Origin of the sequence: Streptomyces lavendulae subsp. lavendulae (assembly GCF_002803845.1) — a bacterium.
GTDB lineage: Bacteria > Actinomycetota > Actinomycetes > Streptomycetales > Streptomycetaceae > Streptomyces > Streptomyces lavendulae.
The window spans coordinates 2,469,359-2,493,169 of sequence record NZ_CP024985.1 but is presented as its reverse complement, the minus strand read 5'-3'; the positions used below and the strand labels follow the sequence as shown (position 1 = coordinate 2,493,169).

At 71.5% G+C, this 23,811-nt stretch carries 10 protein-coding genes (1 of these 10 running past the window's edge); all 10 read left to right on the top strand.

The features are described 5' to 3' along the window. Positions 1-9: 9 nt before the first annotated feature. Positions 10-2,520, top strand: coding sequence for an ABC transporter permease (locus tag SLAV_RS10295; RefSeq protein WP_030235120.1), 2,511 nt, complete (start codon positions 10-12; stop codon positions 2,518-2,520). A gap of 216 nt (positions 2,521-2,736) precedes the next feature. Continuing rightward, complete coding sequence (locus SLAV_RS10290) at positions 2,737-3,006, top strand: acyl carrier protein (RefSeq protein WP_051841204.1); 270 nt, start codon at positions 2,737-2,739, stop codon at positions 3,004-3,006. Then, positions 3,003-4,268, top strand: coding sequence for a beta-ketoacyl-[acyl-carrier-protein] synthase family protein (locus SLAV_RS10285; RefSeq protein WP_030235105.1), 1,266 nt, complete (start codon positions 3,003-3,005; stop codon positions 4,266-4,268). The genes SLAV_RS10290 and SLAV_RS10285 overlap by 4 nt, the downstream gene beginning before the upstream one ends. Then, the gene (locus tag SLAV_RS10280) at positions 4,265-5,380 is read left to right on the top strand and encodes a beta-ketoacyl synthase N-terminal-like domain-containing protein (protein ID WP_030235102.1); all 1,116 of its coding nucleotides are present in this window, start codon (positions 4,265-4,267) and stop codon (positions 5,378-5,380) included. The genes SLAV_RS10285 and SLAV_RS10280 overlap by 4 nt, the downstream gene beginning before the upstream one ends. Positions 5,381-5,443: 63 nt before the next feature. After that, on the top strand, positions 5,444-6,193 hold the full coding sequence (gene fabG / locus SLAV_RS10275) for a 3-oxoacyl-[acyl-carrier-protein] reductase (RefSeq protein WP_030235100.1): 750 nt from the start codon (positions 5,444-5,446) through the stop codon (positions 6,191-6,193). Next, the gene (locus SLAV_RS10270) at positions 6,190-7,557 is read left to right on the top strand and encodes a condensation domain-containing protein (RefSeq protein WP_051841203.1); all 1,368 of its coding nucleotides are present in this window, start codon (positions 6,190-6,192) and stop codon (positions 7,555-7,557) included. The genes fabG and SLAV_RS10270 overlap by 4 nt, the downstream gene beginning before the upstream one ends. Positions 7,558-7,689: 132 nt before the next feature. Beyond that, complete coding sequence (locus SLAV_RS10265; RefSeq protein WP_030235094.1) at positions 7,690-8,748, top strand: MupA/Atu3671 family FMN-dependent luciferase-like monooxygenase; 1,059 nt, start codon at positions 7,690-7,692, stop codon at positions 8,746-8,748. 132 nt (positions 8,749-8,880) lie between these two features. Beyond that, positions 8,881-9,111 carry an MbtH family protein gene (locus SLAV_RS10260; RefSeq protein WP_030235092.1) on the top strand — a complete coding sequence of 77 codons (231 nt, stop codon included), beginning with the start codon at positions 8,881-8,883 and terminating at the stop codon, positions 9,109-9,111. 152 nt (positions 9,112-9,263) lie between these two features. Continuing rightward, positions 9,264-14,273: a non-ribosomal peptide synthetase gene (locus tag SLAV_RS10255; protein WP_051841202.1), complete on the top strand. Its 5,010-nt coding sequence runs from the start codon at positions 9,264-9,266 to the stop codon at positions 14,271-14,273. Continuing rightward, positions 14,270-23,811, top strand: partial view of a non-ribosomal peptide synthetase gene (locus tag SLAV_RS10250; protein ID WP_100660855.1) — the beginning only. 14,089 nt of this gene lie beyond the right edge of the window; the window shows 9,542 of its 23,631 coding nt (coding positions 1-9,542); the start codon lies at positions 14,270-14,272; its stop codon lies beyond the right edge, outside the window. Before SLAV_RS10255 ends, SLAV_RS10250 begins: the two co-directional genes overlap by 4 nt.

Here is a 23,811-nt window from a genome sequence, read left to right as displayed (position 1 = left end):
ATCCTCTTCATGCTGAACATCGCCTGGTACACACTGCGGAGCCGATGGTCCGCCTTCACCGGGACCTTCATAGCGCTGATGCTCGGAGCGGCGCTGCTGTCCACGATGGGGGTCGTGCTCGCGGCGAGTGTCACCTCCTCGCAGCACGGCCCCGGCCGGCTCGCCCAGGCGCCGCTCATCGTCCGGGCCGAGCCCGACCTGAGCATGGCGGACCCTTGGGGAGGCACCCAGCGCGAGCCGCTGGTGCAGCCCCGGGGCCTGCCGTCCGACGTGGTCGCCGATCTCTCCGCCGTCGGCCGCGTCGTGCCCGATCGCACCTTCTACGCCCAGCTCGCGGGCGGACCCGACGGCGGACGGGGGCCCGCCGAGCAGATCGGTCACCCCTGGTCCTCCGCCGAGTACGGCGGCTACCGCCTCGCCGAGGGCGCCGCGCCCGCAGCGGACGACCAGGTGGCCGTGCCCCGCTCCGCCGGCGTGCGGACCGGGCAGCGGGTGACCGTGCTGACCCAGGCCGGCCCGCGTCCCTTCACCGTCTCCGGCGTCACCGACGACGTCTCATTCGAGTCCGCGCTGTTCTTCTCCGACCAGCAGGCCGCCGCACTCTCCCCCCGTGTCGACGCCCTCGTCAGCTACGGGGAGGAGGACCGCGTCCGCACCGCCCTGAAGGGCCGCGGCCAGGTGCTCGGCGGCGACGACCGGGCGCAGGCCGACCCGCGGGCCCACGCCGACCAGGTCGCGCTGATCGGCGTCACCACCATGCTCGGCATGGCGACCGGCGTCGCGTCCTTCGTCGCCGTGTTCGTCGTCGGCACCACCTTCGCCTTCTCCGTGGCCCAGCGCCGCCGGGAACTCGCCGTGCTCCGCGCCAACGGGGCCACCCCCGTGCAGGTAGGCAAGCTCGTCCTCGCCGAGGCCGTCCTCGTCGGTGTCCTGGCCGCCGGTACCGGGAGCCTCCTCGGCCTCGTCGGCGGCCCGCTGTTGGCCGGGCGGATCACTGCCTGGGGTCTGGCCCCCGAGTGGTTCGAGGTGGAACTGGGCTGGAGCAGCCTCCTGGTGCTGTTCCTCGCCTTCGTCATCGGCGTGGTCCTCGCCGTCCTCGGCTCCGGAGTGGCCGTCGTTCGGGCCGGGCGGATCCGCCCCTTGGAGGCCCTGCGCGAATCCGTCGTCGAGAAGCGTGCCATGAACGTGCTGCGCTGGATCCTCGGGATCGCCGCCCTCGCCGTCGGCGGTCTGTTGCTCGTGTCCACCCCGCTGCTGCCGCCCGCCTACTGGGGCGACATCACCCCCATGGCGGCCCCCGCGCTGATCCTGGCGGGCGCGCTGCTGTGCCCGGTGGTCATCCCCGTCCTCGCCCGGATCGCCACGGCTCCGTTCGCCCTGCTGCGGGGGGCCGTCCCGCTGCTGGTCCACGCCAACACCGTGACCGCGCTGCGCCGCACCGCGGCCACGGCCGCACCCGTCCTGATCACCGTCGGCCTCTTCTCCGCGCTGTGGAGCACCTCCGGCACCCTCAGCGGCGTGGCGCAGAGCGAGGCGTACGAACGGGTCCGCACCAGTGACTACGTCGTCGCCCCCGACCACGCCCCGGGCCTCGGCCAGGACGTGCTGGACAAGGTGAAGGCGGTACCCGGCCTGGAGACGGCGGCCACAGTGCGCACCGGCATCTACACCATCCCGGGCCCGAACCTGCTGGTGTTTCCCGCCGGGGCGCCGATGCTGCCCTACACCGCGCTGAGCGTCGATCCCAAGGCGATCGGCGGCCTGCTGACCCTCCCGGTGGTGGAGGGCGACCCGACGAAGCTGGACGACGACTCCATCGTGGTCGATGAGACCTGGAACCGGCGGGCCGGTGAACGGGTCACGGTGTGGCTCGCCGACGGGACCGAGACCAAGCTGAAGGTCGCCGCCGTCATGAAGGCCAGCTCCGGCGCGGGCGGTGCGGTCCTCACGCCGAAGTACGCCGGCCGCGGCATGCCCGACGCGGTCTTCGCCAAGGTCGCGGAGGGCGCCGACCGGGGCGCCGTCGAACGGGCCCTGACCGAGGCCACCCGGGGCACCGCGGCACGTACCCTCCCCATCGCGAAGTTCACCGCGGCGGTCGACGACACCATCAACGAGCAGACCCGGCTCGCCCTGCTGATCGTCGGAGGGATCGCGATGCTCTACACCGGGGTGGCGGTCGCCAACACCCTCGTCATGTCGACCGGTCAACGGGCCCGCGAACTGGCCGTGCTCCGCTTGGGCGGCGCCACCCCGCGGCAGCTGCTGCGGATGGTGGCCGGGGAGAGCCTGCTGGTTGTCGGCACCGGTGTGCTGATGGCCGCCGGCGTGGTGGCACTCAACCTCGCCGGCCTGTGGGCGGGACTGAGCCGGCTGGTGGTGAGCACGGAGGTCACCGTGCCGACGCTGCCGTTCGCCGCGACCGCGGCCGCCTGTGCCGTCGTGGCCCTGCTGGCCACGGTCGTGCCCGCCTTCGTGGCGCTGCGCACTCCCGCGGTGAGGCTCACGGCGACGGAATGAGCCGTGGTCGGCGTACGCCGGCCACGGGAAGGACGACGAAGAGCGGCGACCCTGCCGAAAGGGTCGCCGCTCTCTTTCGATTGTATGGTGCATTTATCTAACTTGGCCTGAATGCAAGGTGGTTCTCAGCCATTTATAGGCCAGTCATAGCTCCGGATCCCACACTGTCTCCATGAGCTCATCCCGAGCTCGATCTCAGGAAACCTGGAGGCAGACATGAGCGCGACCAGATCCGGCGTGGAGCTGAGCCCGGAGAGAAAGGCTCAGGTCAAGGAGATCGTCTGCGAGGTGCTGGAGGTGGACCCCGCCGAGGTCCTCGACTCCACCCTCTTCATCGAGGAGCTCGACGCGGACTCGCTTCGCACCATCGAGATGCTCGCCGGCCTGGAACGGACCCTGGGCATCGATCTCGCCGAGGCGCCGATCGAAGGCATGGTCAACCTGGACGGCGTCTACGCCGTCGTCGCGGAGTCCGAAGCGAAGTGACGGTCGGCCAGCGGGCGGACGACCGGCGGGTCGTGGTCACTGGGATGGGCGCGGTCACGAGCCTCGGAACAGGAATCCCCGACTTCGCCGATTCACTGCGCGCGGGGCGCAGTGGCATCGGCCCCCTCAAGGCATTCGACCCCACCGGCTTCGCCCACGGCAACGCGGGCGAAGTCGGTGACTTCGAAGCGGCGGACTGGTTCCGCAGAGCTGACCCGCAGGATTACGGAAGGGCCGCGCAGTTCACGGTGGCGGCCTCCCGGCAGGCGATTCAGGACGCCGGCCTGGAGGACGGGCAACTGCGCGCACGACGGATGCTCGTCTCCGTCGGTACCACCGACGGCGGCACCCGCGATCTCGACCGGCTCGCCGAACTCCGCTTCACCACGGGGGAGATCAGGCCGGACCCGCAGATCGCCGCCAAGACGGGGGCGCAGCGCCTCTCGGACGCGGTCGTCGACGAACTCGACCTGGAAGACGTCGAGTCGGTCACGGTGCCCGTCGCCTGTGCCGCCGGGAACTACGCGGTGGGACAGGGCGTCGACGCCCTGCGCTCGGGAGAGTACGACCTGGCCCTGTGCGGTGGCGCGGACGCGCTCACGCGCAAGACGTTCGCGGGGTTCTACCGGCTCGGCGCCATGGCGCCGGACCTGTGCAGGCCCTTCGACACCGGCCGCGCCGGCATGCTGGTCGGCGAGGGCGCCGGAATGCTCGTCCTCGAAACCCTGGAGTCGGCACTGGCGCGCGGCGCCCGGATCCACGCCGAAGTGCTCGGCTACGGACTCAGCTGCGACGCGTCCCATCCGGTGGCGCCGGAGCGGGACGGCGTGGCCCGTGCGGTGGCGGCCGCTCACCGTGACGCCCGGGTGACGGGCGCGCAGATCGACTACATCTGCGCCCACGGCACCGGGACGAAGGCCAACGACAAGGTCGAGACGGCCGCCCTGCGCGATGTGTTCGGCGCGGAGCTGCCGCCCACCAGTGCGATCAAGTCCATGCTCGGACACAGCATGGGGGCCGCCAGCGCACTGGGGGCCATCGCCTGCGTCCTGGCCATGAACCAGCGGTTCCTGCCGCCGACCGCCAACCACCGGGAGACCGACCCGGACTGTGCCGTCGACTGCGTGCCCAACGTCGCGGTCGCCGCCGAGCCGGTGATCACCCAGAACAACGGCATGGCGTTCGGGGGCAACAACGCCGTACTGGTCCTGGCACGTTTCGACCTGCCAGTACCGGCGGCCACGCCACAGGAGGGGACATGAGGCCCATCACCGCCGGGCGACCGGTGATCACCGCGTGGTCGGCGCTCTCGCCTTGGGGGGAGGGAGCCGCCGCCTTCCGCGAAGGCCTGGACACCGGCTGGGAGGCGGTCACCCTCGTCGACAGCCATCACTGGCCCGGGACACCCGTACGCGCGGGCATCGTGCCGGGCGTACGGATGGAGTACGCCGGTACCCGAGGGGTGCGCTCCCTGGACCGGCTCACCCGCCTCACCCTGCTGCTCAGCGGACTGCTGCTCGACGAGCTGGGCGGCTCGACCGGCACTGAACCGGAGGACACCGGCATGGTGTTCGCCACCTCGGGCAGCGCCAAGTCGGGCCTGGACTTCACCACGGCCTCCTACGCCGAGGCGAAGCCCTTCCACGTGGACCCGGCCCGGTTCCCGTCCACCGCGGCCAACTGCGCGTCCAGCCGGAGCGCGATCTGGTACGGGCTCAAGGGCCCCAACACCACCCTCACCGGAGGGGACGCGGGTGGCCTCCTCGCGCTGGCCCAGGCGGCCAGACTGCTGGGCCAGGGCCGGGCCGAGGTGCTGCTCGCCGGGGCCGGGGAGGAGTACAGCGAGGATCGCGTCCTGCTGGAGGACGCCCTGCACGGGGGCCCCGGCCAGGCCCCGCCGCTCGCCGAGGGCGGGGCCCTGTTCCTGATGGAGACCGCTGAGGGGGCCGCCGCCCGAGGCCGTACCCCCCTGGCCGTGCTGCGGGGTTCCCGCTTCAGGGCGTACCACCGGCAGCGCGGGGGGAGCGCGGCGGGGGCTCTCCTGCGCTGCGTCACCGACCTGCTGGGGGACACCGGGACCGACGCGGCGGACATCGTCCTCACGGTCTGCTCGGAACCCGCCGGACCGCTGGCCGAGGAGGAAGCGGCGGCGCTGGCCGAGGTGTTCGCACGTCCCGGGGCCGAGGCCGGCGCACCCCGCCGGCGGATCGCCCTGCGGCACCGCATGGGCCACGGCGGCAGCGCCGCCTCCGCCTTCCAGACGGCGGCCGCGCTCGGCGCCGACGGGAACGGGCCGCTGCGGGCACCCGTACTGGTCACCTCGGTGGAGGAAGGCCGCGTGGCGGCCGTCCTGCTGGGCCCGCCCACCGACTGAGCCGATCCGAGCGCGGTCCGCCCAGACCACACCGAACACACCACACACAGGAAGAGGTACGAAATGAGCGAGACCGGAAACCGACCGGTAGCGCTGGTCAGCGGCGGATCGCGCGGCATCGGCCGTGCGGTCGTACTCAGGCTCGCCCGCGACGGACACGACGTGGCGTTCTGCTACGCCTCGGACCACGAGGCCGCCGAGACGGCGGCCAAGGAGGCCCGCGAGCTCGGGGCGAGTGTCCTCGTGCGCCGTGTGGACGTCACCGACCGGGCGGCGGTCAAGGAGTTCACAGAAGAGACCGAGCGCGTGCTCGGTCCCGTCGACGTCCTGGTCACCGCCGCCGGGATCATCCGCGACGCACCGCTCGTACGGATGTCCGACGAGCAGTGGGACCAGGTCCTGCGCACCAACCTGGACGGCACCTTCAACTTCTGCCGTGCGGTCGCCTATTCGATGATGCGCCGGCGTGCCGGCTCCATCGTCACCCTGTCCTCCGTCGCGGGGGTCAACGGCAACGCCAGCCAGACCAACTACTCGGCCTCCAAAGCGGGCATCATCGGCTTCACCAAGGCCCTCGCCAAGGAAATGGGCCGCGGCGGCCTGCGCGCCAACGCAGTCGCCCCCGGCCTGATCGAGACCGACATGACCGCCGGGCTCTCCGAGAAGGTCACCAAGGACATCCTCGGCTCGATCCCGATGCGCCGCTTCGGCCGGCCCGACGACGTCGCCGACCTGGTGGCGTTCCTCGCTTCCCCCCGGGCCGGCTACATCACCGGACAGGTGATCCAGGTCGACGGGGGGCTGGCCTGGTGACCGCCGTACGACAGCTCAGCGCGGCACAGCGCTCCCTGTGGACGGCCTACCGGATGGCACCCGACGGCTCCGCCTACAACATGATCCTGCCGCTGCGCGTGCGCGGCCCCCTCGACACCGCGCTGCTGGGCCGGGCCGTGGAGGAGGTCGCCCGCAGGCACGAGGTGCTGCGTTCGCTCTTCGACGAGATCGACGGGGTGCCGGTACGGCTGCCGCAGGACGTGCCGCCGGCCCGGCTGGAGGTGGTCGAGGTACCCGGCGCCTCCGAGGAGGAGCTGCGCCGGCTGGCCCGGGAGGCCGGCCGACGAGCCTTCGTCCTGGAGTCCGGAGGGCCGTTGCGGATCGTGCTGTACCGCCGCACGCCCGAGGACTTCGTGCTGTCCACCGCGGCCCACCACATCGCCGGCGACTTCACCTCGTACTGGCTGCTGCTCAGCGAACTGTTCACCTTCTACCGCTCCCTGGTGACCGGGGAGGAGCCCGACCTCGCCCCGCCCGGCCGGACCTACGAGGAGTACGTCGCCGAGGAGGCCGCGCATCCGTCGACCCCGGCCGGGCAGCGCGACCTGGCCTACTGGTCCGGGGTCCTCGACGGTGCCATCGCCACCGAACTGCCCACCGACCGGCCCCGGCCGGCCGTTCCGCGGCACCGCGGCGGCACCGTCGAGCTCGACCTCGCCCCGCTCTCCGACGACCTTCAGCGGGCCGCCAAGTCCGCAGGCTTACGCCCCTTCCCGCTGCTGGTGGCCGCCTACCAGGCGGTCATCGCCGGCTGGACGGGAGAGAGCGAGGTCGTGATCGGTACCCCGGCCAGCACCCGGACCCGCTCGGACCGCGGCGTCTTCGGGTGCTACCTCAACACCATCCCGGTCCGTACCCGCCCGGGTCCCGGCACCACCTTCGCCTCCCTCGCCGCCGAGACCGGCAGGCAGCTGCTCCAGGGCATGCGCCACTCCCGGCTGCCCAGCGTCGAGGCCAGGCAGCGAGGCCGGGGGCCGCTGGTGCGGATGGGGGCGCTGCTGCTCCAGATGGACGGGCTGGACGCGCAGTTCCCGCAGCCAGCGCCCGGCCGGTACGAAGGCGAACCCGCCCGCTTCTGCGGGCTCAGTGTCAGCCGGCTCGCGGAGCCCAACCAGGAGGGGCAGCTGGACCTGATGCTGACCCTGCACCAGGGGGTGCACGGCCTGACGGGGGTCCTCACCTACGACGGCGACCTCTTCGAGCACGAGACGGTGGAACGCTTCGCACGCTGCTACGAGCGCTTCCTGCGGGCCGCGGCGGACGACCCGGGCCGGGAGACCCGCGAGGTCCCCATGACCGACGAGGACGAGCTCGCGACGCTCCTGGCCCTCGGCGGCGGCTGATGCCCCGGGCCGCCCGCCCGAACCGCCGGACGCCCTGAAAGAGAAGCGAAATCAAGCCGAAAGCCCCGGCTCCTACGGTCTTCGACGGGAACGGAAACACCTTCCGCGCCCGACAAGGACCGAGGAGCCGGGGTGGATTTCAGTCTTTTCTATTTCGCCAACGACAGTGACGAATCAGGTGATGCGGGCCGATACCAACTGCTGATGGACGGTGCCCGGTTCGCGGACGAGCACGGCTTCACGGCCGTGTGGACGCCCGAGCGCCACTTCCACCGTTTCGGCGGCCTCTACCCCAACCCGGCGGTCACCGGTGCCGCGCTCGCCGCGACCACCGAGCGGGTCCAGATCCGGGCGGGCAGCGTCGTCGCCCCCCTGCACCACCCGCTGCGGATCGCCGAGGACTGGTCGGTCGTCGACAACCTCTCCGGAGGCCGTGTCGGCATCTCGTTCGCCTCCGGGTGGCACCCCGCCGACTTCGTGATGCGCCCGGACGGGTACGAGGGCCGCCGCGAGGTGATGGACGAGACCGTCGAGACCGTGCGCGCCCTGTGGCGCGGCGAGTCCGTGACCCTCCCGGATGGCAAGGGCGCACCGGCCGAGGTGAAGGTCTTCCCTCCGGCGGTCCAGCGCGAACTGCCCTTCTGGATCACCAGTGCCGGCAGCGTCGACACGTTCCGCAAAGCCGGCGCCCAGGGCGGTGGCATCCTCACGCACCTGCTCAGCCAGGACATCGACGAACTCCGTGTCAAGATCGCGGCCTACCGCGACTCCTATCGGGAGCACCACGGCACGAACCGCGACGGCCGCGCCGGTCATGTCGTCCTGATGCTGCACACCTTCCTGGGATCCAGCACCGACGAGGTGCGCGAACTGGTGCGCAGCCCGCTGTCGGAGTACCTCAAGACCTCCTTCGGGCTGATCTCCGGCTCCATCAGCAAGAAGCCCGGCACCTTCGACTCTGCCGAGATCCAGGACGCCGACGTCGACTATCTCGTCGAACGGGGCTTCGCCCGGTTCTTCGAACGCCAGGGCATGTTCGGCACCGTCGAGCAGGGCGAGCGCGTGGTGGAACTGCTGGCGCGGACCGGCGTCGACGAGATCGGCTGCCTCGTGGACTTCGGCGTCAGCACCAAGCAGACCCTCGAAAGCCTTGAGTTCCTGGCCCGGCTGAAGGACCGCTGCGGGTCCTGAACGGAGCCGCGGCGCCCCCGCTCCGCAGCCCCGGCCGTATGGGCCTCATATAGCCCCGCCCAGAACAGTCGTCCTGGGCGCCGGTCGCGCAGCCGGCCACCACACCACCCTTCCGACAAGGAGCAATTCCCCATGAGCGAGAGCCAGAACGATGAGCGTGCCTACCGCGTGGTCCGCAACGACGAGGACCAGTACTCGATCTGGTGGGCCGACCGCGACCTCCCCGCCGGATGGCACGCCGAGGGCACCGAGGGCCCCAAGGACGCCTGCCTCCAGCGCATCGAGGAGGTCTGGACCGACATGCGGCCGCTGAGCCTGCGCCGCCGCATGCAGCAGCAGGATCAGGCGCTCATCGCCATCTGACCCCTGACCGCGCCGGCCCGGGATCCCCCCTCGGGCCGGCGCCCCCTTTTCCTTCGCCCCGTCCTTCGCCCCCCGCCTTTCACGCCCCGCCTTCCTTCGTTCCGCCTTCCTTTGTCTCCGTTCGGCCGCAGCAGTCCAGTAGAGGAAATCCGATGACCACGCAGATACGTCAGGACGATGTAACCGACATCCACCTCGCGACCCTCGCCGAGATCGTCGCCCGGCGGGCTGCGTGGACTCCGGACGCCACCGCCGTCCTCACCGCCGACGGCACGGCCCACGGCTACGCGGACATCGACGCCCGGGCCCGCCGCCTCGCGCAGCTGCTGCGCGGCCGCGGCGTCGGACGGGAATCCCTCGTCGGAGTCCACCTGCACCGCGGCCTCGACCTCGTCGTCACCCTCCTGGCCGTCTGGAAGGCCGGCGCAGCCTACGTGCCGCTGGAGCCGTCCCTGCCGGCCGAGCGGTTGGAGTGGATGGCGGGCGACGCGGACCTCACCCTCGTGGTGACCGCCACCGCCTCCGGCGGCACCGTCTTCGGGACCCCCGCCGTCGGCCTCGCCGAGCACCGAGAGACGCTCGCCGCGCTGCCCGGCGACGCCCCCGACACCTACGCCGAGCCGGACGGAGTCGCCTACGCCGTCTACACCTCGGGTTCCACCGGCCGCCCCAAGGGCGTCCTGGTCACCCACGAGGGCATCGCGAACCGGGTGCAGTGGAGCGTGCGCGAGCACGGCATCGGCGCCGGGGACCGCGTGCTGCAGAAGACCACCATGGGCTTCGACGCCGCCGCCTGGGAGGTTTTCGCCCCCCTCGTCAGCGGCGCCACCCTCGTCCTCGCGCCCGTCGGCGCGGAGCGCGATCCGGCCCTCCTCGTGGCCTCCGCCGCCGAGCACGACGTCACCGTCCTCCAGGTCGTCCCGTCCGTACTGCGCCTCCTCGTCGACGAACCCGGGTGGCAGGATGTCACCACCCTGCGCCTGCTCTTCTCCGCCGGCGAGCCGCTGCACGCCGAACTGTGCCGCCGCGCCCTCGCCCGGACCGGCAGCGAGGGCCTGCACATCTGGAACACCTACGGCCCCACCGAATGCTCCATCGACATCACCGCGCAGCCCTACGACACCGAACAGACGAGCGGCCCCGTCCCCATCGGCCGCCCCCTCGACGGCATGCGCGTCCTCGTCCTGGACGGCAACGGCCGCCCCGTCCCCGTAGGCGTGCCCGGCGAGCTGTACGCCGCGGGTGCGGGCGTGGCCCGCGGCTACCTCGGCCGCCCCGGCCTCACCGCCGAACGCTTCGTCCCCGACCCGTACGGCCCCCCCGGCTCCCGTCTCTACCGCACCGGCGACCTCGTGCGCTGGCGCACCGACCGCACCCTGGAGTACCGGGGCCGCGCCGACGACCAGGTCAAGGTCAACGGCGTCCGCATCGAGCCCGGCGAGGTCACCAGCGCCCTCGTCGAGCACCCCGGCATCGAAGCGGCCGTGGTCGTCGCCGCTCCCGGCCCGGACGGCGGCCACCGCCTCGTGGCGTACACCGTCACCGCCGACGGTCGCGCCCCGCAGGACTGGCGAGGCTTTCTCGCGGCGCGGCTGCCCGCGGCCCTGGTGCCCGCCCAGCTGATTCCCCTCACCGGGCTGCCGCTCACCGCCAACGGCAAGGTCGACCGCGGAGCGCTGCCCGACCCGGCCCCCGAACTGCACACCGGCGCCGCCGACCACGTCGCACCCCGCACTGCGCACGAGCACGCCGTCGCCCGGGTGTGGGAACGGCTCCTCGGCGTCACCGACCCCGGGGTCCACGACGACTTCTTCCACCTCGGCGGGACCTCCCTGGTCCTGACCCGGCTCGCGGCGGGACTGCGTGAACTGTCCGACGGGGCGATCGACCTCGCCTCCCTCTTCACGGCCTCCACCCTGGAGGCCCAGGCCCAGCTGCTCGCCGGGGCCTCCGCCGACCTGCCCATCGTGCGCGTTCCCCGCGACGGCGTGCTCCCGCTCTCCTTCGGCCAGCAGCGGCTCTCCTTCCTCGACCAGCTCAACCCCGGCGGATCCGAATGGGTCTCGCCGCTCCTGATCACCCTGCCCGAGGGCGCCCGCACCGAACACGTCCAGCAGGCCCTGGACCACCTCGAAACCCGCCACGAGGCGTTGCGCACCCGGTTCCCCGCCGACGCCGCCGAGAACGGGCCGCGCATCGCGGCACCCGCAGCCGTAGCGCTCACCGAGACCACCATCGCCCGCCGCGACCTCGCCGAGCTGCTCGCAGACCGTTTTGCCCAGGGGTTCGACCTCGTCGACGGCCCGCTGTGGCGCGCCGCCCTCGTCCGCTTCGAGAACGGCGCCCCGCTGCTCGTCGTCACCATCCACCACATCGCCTGCGACGGCTGGTCCTCGGTGATCCTGGAGCGCGAGTTCACCGAGCTGCACGACCGCCTCGCCGCCGGCCTCGAGCCCCGGCTGCGCGAAGCCACCCACGGCTACGTGGACTACGCCGCCTGGCAGCGCGCCCGCCTCACCGACGAGCGCCTCGCCGACGACCTCGCCTACTGGCGCGAGGCCCTCACGGGACACACCCCGCTGGCGCTGCCCACCGACCACCGCCGTCCCGCCGAGCGCGACCACCACGGTGCCGTGGTCCCCCTCACCATCCCCGCATCCGTGGCCGGGCCGCTGACCGAACTGGGCCGGGAACACGGCGCGACCCTCTTCATGACCTTGCTCACCGCCTTCGCGACGCTCCTCGCGCGGCACACCGGCGAACACGACGTCGTCGTGGGCACCCCCGTCGTCGGCCGCACCCGGCCCGAGACGGAGAACCTCGTCGGCTTCTTCCTCAACTCGCTTCCGCTGCGCTGCGACCTCAGCGGCGACCTCACCTTCGCCGAGGCCCTCGACCGGGTCCGTGCCGTGACCCTCGGCGCCTTCGCCCACCAGGAACTGCCCTTCGACCGGCTGGTCGAGGAGGTCCAGGAGGGGCGCGACCCGTCCCGCACCCCCGTCTACCAGGCCGCCTTCGACCTCCTCGATGCGGAACTGACCACCGCAGGAGTCGACTTCAGCGACCTCGCCGGCCTCGCGGACTCCTGGCGCATCGCCAAGACCGACCTCAGCCTCTTCCTGCGGCCCCGCCCCGACGGGGCCGTGGCCGGCGTCCTGGAGTTCGCCACCTCACTCTTCGAGACGGCCACCGTCGAGCGGCTCGCCGCCCAGCTGCTGCGCCTGACCGAGCAGGCCGCCCAGGCCCCGTCCACCCGCCTGGCCGACTTCGACCTGCTCACCGCCGAGGAACGCCACCGCCACCTCGTCGAATGGAACGAGGGCGCCGGCGGGACCGTCGCCGAACCGGCCGGCATCACCGTTCTGGAACTCTTCGAGGCACGAGCCGCAGAGAACCCCACGGCGATCGCGCTCACCGGCACCCGCGAGGTCACCTTCGCGGCCCTCGACGCCGCCGCCAACCAGCTCGCGCACCGGCTGCGCGCGTCCGCCGCCACCACCGAGTCGGTCGTCGGCGTGCTCCTCGACCGCGGCACCGAGCAGATCACCGCGTTCCTCGCCGCCTGGAAGACCGGCGGAGGCTACCTGCCCCTGGACCCGGAACACCCCGCCGAGCGGATCGCCGGGATGCTCGCCGACGCGGGCGCCGGCGTCCTGATCACCTCGGCCGAGCACGGGGCCCGCCTCGCCCCGGTCTTCCCCGGCGAACTCGTCGTCGTCGACCGCGACCACGACCTCCTGCGCGCACTGCCCACGAGCCCCCCGCCGCGCCGACTCGACCCGCGGGCCACCGCCTACGTCATCTTCACCTCCGGCTCCACCGGCCGCCCCAAGGGCGTCCGCGTCGAACACCGGGGCCTCGCCAACCACGTGGCCTGGGCCGCCCGCGACCTCGCCGCACGCGGCACCGGAGGGGCCGCCCTCTTCTCGTCGACCGCGTTCGACCTCGTCGTCCCCAACCTCTACGCCGCCCTGGTCGCCGGACAGCCCCTCCACCTGCTGCCCGCCGACCTGGACCTCGCCCACCTCGGCGCGGCCCTGACCGCACGCGCCCCCTACAGCTTCGTCAAGCTGACACCCGGGCACCTGGACATCCTGTCCCAACAGCTCACCGACGAGCAGGCCGTCGGCCTCGCCGAAGTGGTCCTGGTCGCCGGCGAGGCCTTCCCCGGCGAAGCGGCCTCCCGCTGGCTGAAGCTCCTCGGACCCGGCCGCCTCGTCAACGAGTACGGCCCCACCGAGTGCTCCGTCGGCACCTGCATCCACCCCGTCGACGCCCCCGTCGAGGGCACCGTCCCGATCGGGCGGCCGCTGCCCGGCCTGTCCATGTACGTCCTCGACGGCGAACTGCGCCCCGTACCGCTCGGCGCGGTCGGCGAACTCTACGTCGGCGGCACCGGAGTCGCCCGCGGCTACACGGCCCGTCCCGGACTGACCGCCGAACGCTTCCTGCCCGACCCCTACGGCGCGCCCGGCGACCGCTTCTACCGCAGCGGCGACCTGGCCCGCCAGCTCGCCGACGGCACCGTCGAGTTCCTCGGCCGCATCGACCACCAGATCAAGATCCGCGGACACCGCATCGAACCCGGTGAGATCGAGGCCGTCCTCACCGCCCACCCCGCCGTCCGCGAGGCCGTCGTGATCGCCGGCCGCGGCCTCACCGCCCACCTCGTGCCCGCCGACGGGGCCCGGCTGCCCGACAGTGCCGAACTCACCGCGCACTGCGCCCGCACCCTGCCCGAGTACATGGTCCCCGCGGCCTTCACCGAGCTCACCGCCATCCCCCTCACCGCCAACGGCAAGCTCGACCGCGCGGCCCTGCCCGACCCGGTGGCCGAGGCTGCCCAGGCGAAGGAGCGCACCGGCCCCCGCGACATCGTCGAGGAGCGCATCGCCGCCATCTGGACCGAACTCCTCGGTACAGAACCCGACATGGACGAGGACTTCTTCACCGGCGGTGGAAACTCCATCCTCGGCATCCGCCTGATCTCCGGCATCCAGAACGAATTCCAGGTCGCGCTGCCCCTGCGCGCCCTCTTCGAAGGCCCGACCGTGGCCCGTCTCGCCCGCGCCGTCGAGGCCCAGGTCCAGGCCGAACTCGACCGCCTCGACACCCCCGACACGCTCGTCACCTCTTCGCAGTCGAAGGAGCAGTCCGCATGACCACCAGCGCCGAGCAGACCCACACCAGCGAGCGGCTCCGCGCTGAACTGCTGCGCCGCCTCTCCGGCAGCCGTACGGCAAGCACCGCCGCCCCGTCGAGCACCATCCCCACCGCCGACCGGGAGCTGCCCCTGAGGCTCTCCCCGGGACAGCAGCAGATGTGGTTCCTCCAGCGCCTGGAGCCCGACAGCCACGAGTACCTGGTACCACTCACCCTGCGCGTGACCGGGCCCCTCGACGAGGACACCCTGCGCCGCGCCGTCGACTCCGTCGCCGCCCGCCACGAGATCCTGCGGACCCGCTACGACTTCCTCGCCGGACAGCCCGTTCAGCTCGTCGACCCCGCCGGGCCCGTGCCCTTCTCCACGGAGGACCTCACCGGTCTGCCCGAGGACACCCGCGAGGCGGAAGCCACCCGCCGTTTGGCCGGCCACGCCCGCCGGCCCTTCGACCTGGCCGGCGAATGGCCCTTGCGCGTCCACCTCGTCCGGCTGGCCCCCGAACACCACGTCTTGGCGCTGGTCTTCCACCACATCGCCTGTGACGCCTGGTCCACCCAGATCTTCGCCCGGGACCTCAGCACCTACTACCGAGGCGAGATTCCTGACGCCGCCCTGCCGCTCCAGTACGCCGACTACGCGGAATGGCAGGCCGAACGCACGGCCGGCCCCGTCCTCCAGGCACACCTCGACCACTGGCGCACGACCCTCGACGGCATCACCCCCCTGGAACTGCCCACCGACCGGCCCCGCCCGCCCGTCCGCGACACAGCGGGCGCCACTGCCCGCTTCGCCCTGCCCGACACCCTCTCCGCTCAGCTGCGGGACCTGGCCGGCCACCACCGCACCACCCTGTTCACGGTCCTGCTCACCGCCTACCAGGCATTGCTCGCCAAGTACTGCGGCGGGAACGACATAGCCGTCGGAACAGTCGTCTCCGGACGCGTCCGCCCCGAGCTGCAACAGCTCATCGGCTACGGCATCAACAGCCTTGTCATGCGGGCCACCTGGGACGGCGACCCGCGCTTCGGCGCACTCCTGGACCGCAACCGCAACGTCGTCCTCGACTCCTTCGACCACCAGGAGATGCCCTTCGCCCGGCTGGTCGACGAACTCCAGCCCGAGCGCGACCTCTCCCGTACACCCCTCTTCCAGGCCGCCTTCACACTCCACGAGTCCCGCACCGCCGCCTACGACCTGCCCGGAGCGAGCGTCGAGCCGTTCGACGTCCGGGCCTCAGTCGCCCGTTTCGACCTCCAGCTGCAGGTCGAGGAGGCGCCGGACGGCTCCCTGCGCGGACAGTTCGAGTACGCCACGGCCCTCTTCGACGCACCGACCGTCGAACGCTTCACCCGCCACCTGGTCCGGCTGCTGCACTCCGTCGCCGCCACCCCCCAGGCCCGGCTGTCGGAACTGGCCGTCCTCGACGACGACGAACTGGCGGTGGTCGTCGACAGGCTGGACAGCGAGGACACGGACGGCCGCTTCGTCCACGAGGTCTTCGAGGCCCAGGTGGCAGCCACTCCCGACGCCGTCGCCGTTCTCGCGGACGGCATCGAACTCACGTACGCCGAACTCAACGCGCGCGCCAATCGCATCGCCCACCGGCTGCGGGCCCTGGGCGCCGGCCCGGACCAGCTCGTGGGCATCTGCGTGGAGCGCGGCGCCGAGTTGCTGCCCTCGATCCTCGGCGTACTGAAGTCCGGCGCGGGCTACCTGCCCCTGGACCCGGCCAACCCTGCCGACCGGCTCGGCTACGTGCTCGGCGACGCCCGTGCCACCGTCGTCCTGACCGAATCCGCACATGCTCCGATGCTGGAGGCCATCCATGACGGGCAGCTCGTCGTACTCGACCAGGAACGCGAGACTCCGCAGTGGAGCGCTCTTCCGGACTCGAATCCGGCGCTGGCTGGTCATCCTGATCAGCTGATCTACGTCATCTACACCTCGGGTTCCACCGGCCGCCCCAAGGGCGTATGCCTCAGCCACCGCAACGTCCTGCGGCTGCTCACCACGGCCTACCGCCACTACGACTTCGCCGCCACCGACGTCTGGCCGCTCTTCCACAGCTACGCCTTCGACGTGTCCGTCTGGGAGATGTGGGGCGCCCTGCTGCACGGCGGCAAGCTCGTCGTGGTCCCGGCCGCCGTCACCCGCTCGCCCGACGAGTTCCTCGACCTGCTCGTCGAACAGCAGGTCACCGTGCTCAACCAGACCCCGTCCGCCTTCCGCTCCCTCGTGGCCGCCGCCGGCGACGGCGACGAGCGCATCGGCCGGCTGAAGCTGCGCGCCGTCGTCTTCGCGGGCGAGAAGCTCCAGGTCCCCGACCTGCAACCGTGGGTGGACCGGGTCGGTCTCGACCAGCCGGCCCTGCTCAACATGTACGGAATCACCGAGACCACCGTCCACACCACCTACTACCAGGTGGGCCCCGCCGACCTCGCCGCCGACGCGGGCAACCCCATCGGCGTCCCGCTCGCCGACCTGCGGGTCCATTTGCTCGACGAGTGGGGCCGGCCGGTGCCCATCGGCGTGTATGGCGAGATCCACGTCGCCGGCCCGGGCGTCGCCCGCGGCTACCTCGGCCGCCCCGCGCTCACCGCGGAACGCTTCGTCCCCGACCCGTACGGTCCGGCCGGCTCCCGCCTCTACCGCAGTGGTGACATAGCCCGCAGACGCGCCGACGGCTCGCTGGAGTTCCTCGGCCGCGCCGACGGCCAGATCAAGATCCGCGGCTACCGCGTCGAACTCGGCGAGATCCAGGCCGCGCTGATGGAACTCGACGGGATCCGCGACGCCGTCGTCGTCCTCCGCGAGGACAGCCCCGGCCAGAAGGAACTGGTCGCCTACACCGTGCCCGCCCCCGGGGCCTCCTACGACCCCGGCGTACTGCGCGAGCTCCTGGGCGGCAGCCTGCCCTCCTACATGGTGCCGGCCGCCTTCGTGAACCTGGACCGGCTGCCGCTCACCACCAACGGCAAGCTCGACCGGCGCGCCCTGCCCGCCCCGGCCGGCGCCTCCCGCAGGGCCGGAGGTACCTACACCGCCCCCCGTACCCCCACCGAGGAGCGGCTCGCCGACGTCTGGGCCGAGGTCCTCGGGGCCGACCGCGTCGGCGTCGACGACGGGTTCTTCGACCTCGGCGGCGACTCCATCCGCGCTGTCGCCCTCGTCGGCGCGGTCCGCGCGGCGGGCTACGACATCGCCGTTCGCGACGTCTTCGAACACCGCACCGTCGCCCGGCTCGCCGAACTCCTCACCGGGCGCCCGGCACCGGCGGTCGTCGCCGATCCCGTCCGGCCCTTCGCCTTGATCGGCGAGGCCGACCGAGCCCTGCTGCCCGACGGGATCACCGACGCCTACCCGCTCTCGCAGGTACAGGCCGGCATGGTGCTCGAGATGGCGATCGACAACGGACAGAACAACTACCACAACGTCACCAGCTTCCGGATCCGTGACGAGCGCCCCTACGAGCACTGGGCGCTGGTCGAGGCCGCCCGCCTCGTCGTCGCCCGCCACGAGGTCCTGCGCACCTCGCTCTCCCTCACCGGCTACTCCGTACCGATGCAGCTGGTCCACGCGCGCGCCGAGATGCCGGTCGGCCACCGGTCGCTGCGCGGACTCGACGAAGCGGCGATCCGCGACGCCGTCCGCGCCTACACGAGCAGCGAGCGTGCGGACGTCTTCGACCTTTCAGCACCGACCCTGATGCGGCTGTACGCACACGACACGGACAACGGCAGCTGGTGGCTGTCCATCACCGAGTGCCACCCCGTCCTGGAGGGGTGGAGCCACCACTCCCTCCTGATGGAAATCCTGCACGTGTACGGCATCCTGCGCGACGGCGGCACCCCCAGTCAGGACGAACTGCCCGCGATCCGCTTCGCCGACTTCATCGCGGCCGAGCTGGAGTCCCTGGAGGACGCCGACGACCTGGCCTACTGGAAGCACGTGGTGGGGGAGTACGCCCCGCTTGAGGTCCCGGCCGGTTGGGGCGACGGCGAGGATTCCCCGCGCGCCACGCACCAGGCGGCGATCCCGACGCACGACCTGGAGGAGCGCCTGCGGTCCTTCGCGGGCCGAGCCCACGTTTCGATGAAGAGTGTCATGCTGGCGGCCCATCTGAAGGTGATGAGCCAGCTGACCGGTGAGACCGCCTTCCACACCGGCCTCGTCTGCGACGCACGCCCCGAACTCCTGGGTGCGGACCGCGTGTACGGCATGTACCTCAACACGCTGCCCTTCGCCTTCGACGCGGGCCGCTCCGCCACCTGGCGCGAGCTGGTCACCCAGGTCTTCGAGGCCGAAGTGGCACTGTGGCCGCACCGCCGGTTCCCGATGCCCGCGGTCCAGCGACTCTCCGGCGGCCAGCAGCTGCTGCACGTGTACTTCAACTACCAGGACTTCCATCAGGTCGACACCGACCTCGTCGACCACGAGGCCGCGATCGACGACAGTCCTACGGAATTCCCGCTGACGGTCTCCAGCCGCGGCGGCCACATCATCGTCACGGCCAACGGCCGTTGGGTGTCGGCTGCCCATGCGGAGCGGATCGCTGCGATGTACCGGTTGGTGCTGGAGGGTATGGCGGCGGACGGTGGTGGTGACGCGCGGGCGGTGTTGTTGCCTGCGGGTGAGCGTGAGCTGGTGCTGGACCGCTGGAACGTTTCTGCGACGGAGTCCGCGGCGGGTTGTGTGCCGGAGTTGTTCGCGGCTCGGGTTGCCGGGTCGGTGGATGCGGTGGCGGTGTCCTCGGGTGGGGTGTCGTTGTCGTACGGGGAGTTGGATGCCCGTTCGTCGCGTTTGGCGGCGCACCTGGGTTCGCTGGGTGTGGTGCCTGGTGATGTGGTGGGTGTGCTGTTGGAGCGTGGGGTGGAGCTGTTGGTGGCTCTGCTTGCGGTTCAGAAGGTGGGTGCCGCGTATCTGCCGATGGATGCGGGGCATCCTGTGGCCCGTCTGGCGGGGATCGTGGAGGATGCGGCTCCGCGTGTGCTGGTGACGCAGGGTTCTCTTTCCGAGGTGGCTGCCGGGATTCATTCCGGTGTGCGGGTGCTGGTGGACGCGGATGCTGCGGTGATCGGTGCGGCTTCGGTGCCGTCCGTGGTCCGGGTCACGGATCCGGCGTCGGTGGCGTACGTGCTGTACACGTCGGGTTCGACGGGGCGGCCGAAGGGTGTCGCGGTTACGCATGGTGCCCTGGGGAATCTGCTGGTGGGTATGCGCCGTGTGCTGGGTGAGGCGCGGGGTGTGGAGTCGTGGCTGGCTTCGACGTCGGTGTCCTTCGACATCTCCGGGCTGGAGCTCTATCTGCCGCTCATCGGCGGCCACCGCGTCGTCATCGCCGAGCACGGCCAGGACCTCGTGGAGCTCGTGGAGACCGAGCGCCTCACCCATGTGCAAGCCACCCCTTCGGGGTGGAAGCTCCTGCTGGAAGCCGGGTTCGAGGGGGCGTCGTCCGTCACCGCTCTGGTCGGTGGCGAGGCGCTGCCGGTCGAGCTGGCGCAGACCCTGCGCGGCAGGGTTTCGCGGCTGGTGAACGTCTACGGTCCGACGGAGACGACGATCTGGTCGGCGACCTGGGAGGTCCCGGCCGGGCCGGCGGCGGTCTCGATCGGTGCGCCGATCGACAACACGCAGCTGTACATCGTGGATTCGTTCATGGAGCCGGTCCCGGTCGGTGTGGTCGGTGAGCTGTGCATCGCCGGTGACGGTGTCGCCCAGGGGTACGTCGGCCGGCCCGGCCTGACCGCCGACCGGTTCGTGCCGGACCCGTTCGGTGCGCCGGGCACCCGTCTCTACAGGACGGGTGACCTCGCCCGTCGTCTGGCCGACGGGGAGATCGAGTTCCTGGGCCGTACGGACCACCAGGTGAAGATCCGTGGTTACCGGATCGAGCTGGGTGAGATCGAGTCCCGTCTGCTGGCGCACCCGGCGGTCAAGGACGCCGCGGTGGTCGCCCGTACCGAGGAGTCGGGTGACACCTGGCTCGTCGGCTACCTCATCCCCGCTGTCGGGTCCGGGGCCGTCGACCAGGGAGAGGTCCGTTCCTTCCTGCGGGAGTCCCTGCCCGACTACATGGTTCCGGGCGCGTTCGTGGAGCTGGAGGCATGGCCCCTCAACACCGCCGGCAAGCTCGACCGCAAGGCACTCCCCGCCCCCGAGGTCTCCGTGCAGGCCGAGTACGTCGCTCCGCGCACCGAGACCGAGGAGCGGATCGCCGAAGCCTGGGCCACGGCTCTCGGGCTGGAGAAGGTCAGCGTCGAGGACAGCTTCTTCGACCTCGGCGGTGACTCCATCCGCGCCATCGTCCTCGTCGGCGCCATCCGCTCGGCCGGTTTCCAGGTGGCCGTGCAGGACGTCTTCGAGCACCGCACGGTCGCCGAACTGGCCCGCCACGTCGCCGGCCAGAACACCCCCGTCGAGGCCGTCGAGCTCGTCCGGCCGTTCGCTCTGATCGACCCGCTCGACCGGGAGATGCTGCCCGGAAGCGCAGTTGACGCCTATCCGGTCTCGCAGGTCCAGCTGGGCATGCTCGTCGAGATGTCCCTCGGCGAGGAGCGCGCCGCCTACCACAACGTGGACGCCTTCCGGATCCGTGACGACCGCCCCTTCGACGCCGAGGCCCTCCAGCGGGCCACCGACGAACTGACCTCCCGCCACGAGGTGCTGCGCACCGGCTTCGACCTGACCGGATACTCCGTCCCCCTCCAGATCGTCCACGCCGCGGTGGAGGCGACCGTGGGCGTCGTCGACCTCACCGGCCTCGACGAGGCCGCGCGGAAGGAGGCCGCCGCTGCCTGCGAGAACGAGCAGCGCACCACCCCGTTCAACACCGCGGTCCCACCGCTGATCCGCGTCAACGCCCTGGTCCACGAGGACACCGACTGGCAGCTGGTCTTCACCCACGCCCACCCGATCCTGGAGGGCTGGAGCTACCACTCTCTGCTCACCGAACTCCTCGACCTGTACCGGACGTTCCGGGACGGCGGCCGGCCGGAGTCGGCCACCGGTGAGGGCAGCCGCTTCGCGGACTTCATCGCCGCCGAGCAGGAATCGGTCGGCGCCGGAGCCGACCGGGCGTACTGGCAGCGGATCGTCGCCGACAACGCCTCGTTCTCCGTCCCGGCGGGCTGGGGCGACGGCACCGTCGCCGAGGGCACCGCGTTCCGCATCCCGATCCCGGTCCACGACCTGGAGGAGCGGCTGCGCGCCTTCGCCGGGCGGGCCCGCGTCTCGATGAAGAGCGTGCTGCTCGGCGCCCACCTGAAGGTGATGAGCCAGCTCACCGAGGAGACGGCGTTCCACACCGGCCTGGTGTGCGACACCCGTCCCGAACTGCCGGGTGCGGACCGCGTCTACGGTCTGCACCTGAACACCGTCCCGTTCCCGTTCGACGCGGGCCGCTCCGCCACCTGGGGGGAGCTGGTGGCCCAGGTCTTCGACCAGGAGACGGAGCTGTGGCCCCACCGCCGCTACCCGCTCCCGGCGATCCAGCGGGACGCGGGAGGCACGCGCCTGCTGGACGTGTACTTCAACTACCAGGACTTCAGCAAGGTCGACGGCGACGAGGTCGACGAGCTCGGCGACATCGACGAGGTCCCGACGGAGTTCCCGCTGATGGTCGCCACCCGTAGCGGCTACATCGTCCTCACCACGGACGGCCGTTCGGTGTCCCGGGCGAATGCGGAGCGGATCGCTGCGATGTACCGGTTGGTGCTGGAGGGTATGGCGGCGGACGGTGGTGGTGACGCGCGGGCGGTGTTGTTGCCTGCGGGTGAGCGTGAGCTGGTGCTGGACCGCTGGAACGTTTCTGCGACGGAGTCCGCGGCGGGTTGTGTGCCGGAGTTGTTCGCGGCTCGGGTTGCCGGGTCGGTGGATGCGGTGGCGGTGTCCTCGGGTGGGGTGTCGTTGTCGTACGGGGAGTTGGATGCCCGTTCGTCGCGTTTGGCGGCGCACCTGGGTTCGCTGGGTGTGGTGCCTGGTGATGTGGTGGGTGTGCTGTTGGAGCGTGGGGTGGAGCTGTTGGTGGCTCTGCTTGCGGTTCAGAAGGTGGGTGCCGCGTATCTGCCGATGGATGCGGGGCATCCTGTGGCCCGTCTGGCGGGGATCGTGGAGGATGCGGCTCCGCGTGTGCTGGTGACGCAGGGTTCTCTTTCCGAGGTGGCTGCCGGGATTCATTCCGGTGTGCGGGTGCTGGTGGACGCGGATGCTGCGGTGATCGGTGCGGCTTCGGTGCCGTCCGTGGTCCGGGTCACGGATCCGGCGTCGGTGGCGTACGTGCTGTACACGTCGGGTTCGACGGGGCGGCCGAAGGGTGTCGCGGTTACGCATGGTGCCCTGGGGAATCTGCTGGTGGGTATGCGCCGTGTGCTGGGTGAGGCGCGGGGTGTGGAGTCGTGGCTGGCTTCGACGTCGGTGTCCTTCGACATCTCCGGGCTGGAGCTCTATCTGCCGCTCATCGGCGGCCACCGCGTCGTCATCGCCCAGGCGGACGAGGAGCCGGCCGACCTGGTCGTCGCGGAGTCCGTCACTCATGTGCAGGCCACGCCTTCGGGGTGGAAGCTGCTGCTGGAGGCCGGGTTCGAGGGTGCCATGGTGACGGCTCTGGTCGGTGGCGAGGCGCTGCCGGTCGAGCTGGCGCAGACCCTGCGCGGCAGGGTTTCGCGGCTGGTGAACGTCTACGGTCCGACGGAGACGACGATCTGGTCGGCGACGTGGGAGGTCCCGGCCGGGCCGGCGGCGGTCTCGATCGGTGCGCCGATCGACAACACGCAGCTGTACATCGTGGATTCGTTCATGGAGCCGGTCCCGGTCGGTGTGGTCGGTGAGCTGTGCATCGCCGGTGACGGTGTCGCCCAGGGGTACGTCGGCCGGCCCGGCCTGACCGCCGAGCGGTTCGTGCCGGACCCGTTCGGTGCGCCGGGCAGCCGTCTCTACAGGACGGGTGACCTCGCCCGTCGTCTGGCCGACGGGGAGATCGAGTTCCTGGGCCGTACGGACCACCAGGTGAAGATCCGTGGTTACCGGATCGAGCTGGGTGAGATCGAGTCCCGTCTGCTGGCGCACCCGGCGGTCAAGGACGCCGCGGTGGTCGCCCGTACCGAGGAGTCGGGTGACACCTGGCTCGTCGGCTACCTCATCCCCGCTGTCGGGTCCGGGGCCGTCGACCAGGGAGAGGTCCGTTCCTTCCTGCGGGAGTCCCTGCCCGACTACATGGTTCCGGGCGCGTTCGTGGAGCTGGAGGCATGGCCCCTCAACACCGCCGGCAAGCTCGACCGCAAGGCACTCCCCGCCCCGGACCGGAGTGACGAATCGGCATATATAGCCCCGCGCACAGACGCGGAGGCGAGGATCGCCAGTGCCTGGGAAACGGCTCTCGGGCTTGAGCGCGTGAGCGTCGAGGACAGCTTCTTCGACCTCGGCGGCGACTCCATCCGTGCGGTGTCGCTGGTCGGAGCGCTCAAGGCGATCGGCTACACGCTGACCGTCCGCACGATCTTCACGTACCAGACCGTCGCCGAGCTGGCCGATCACCTCGC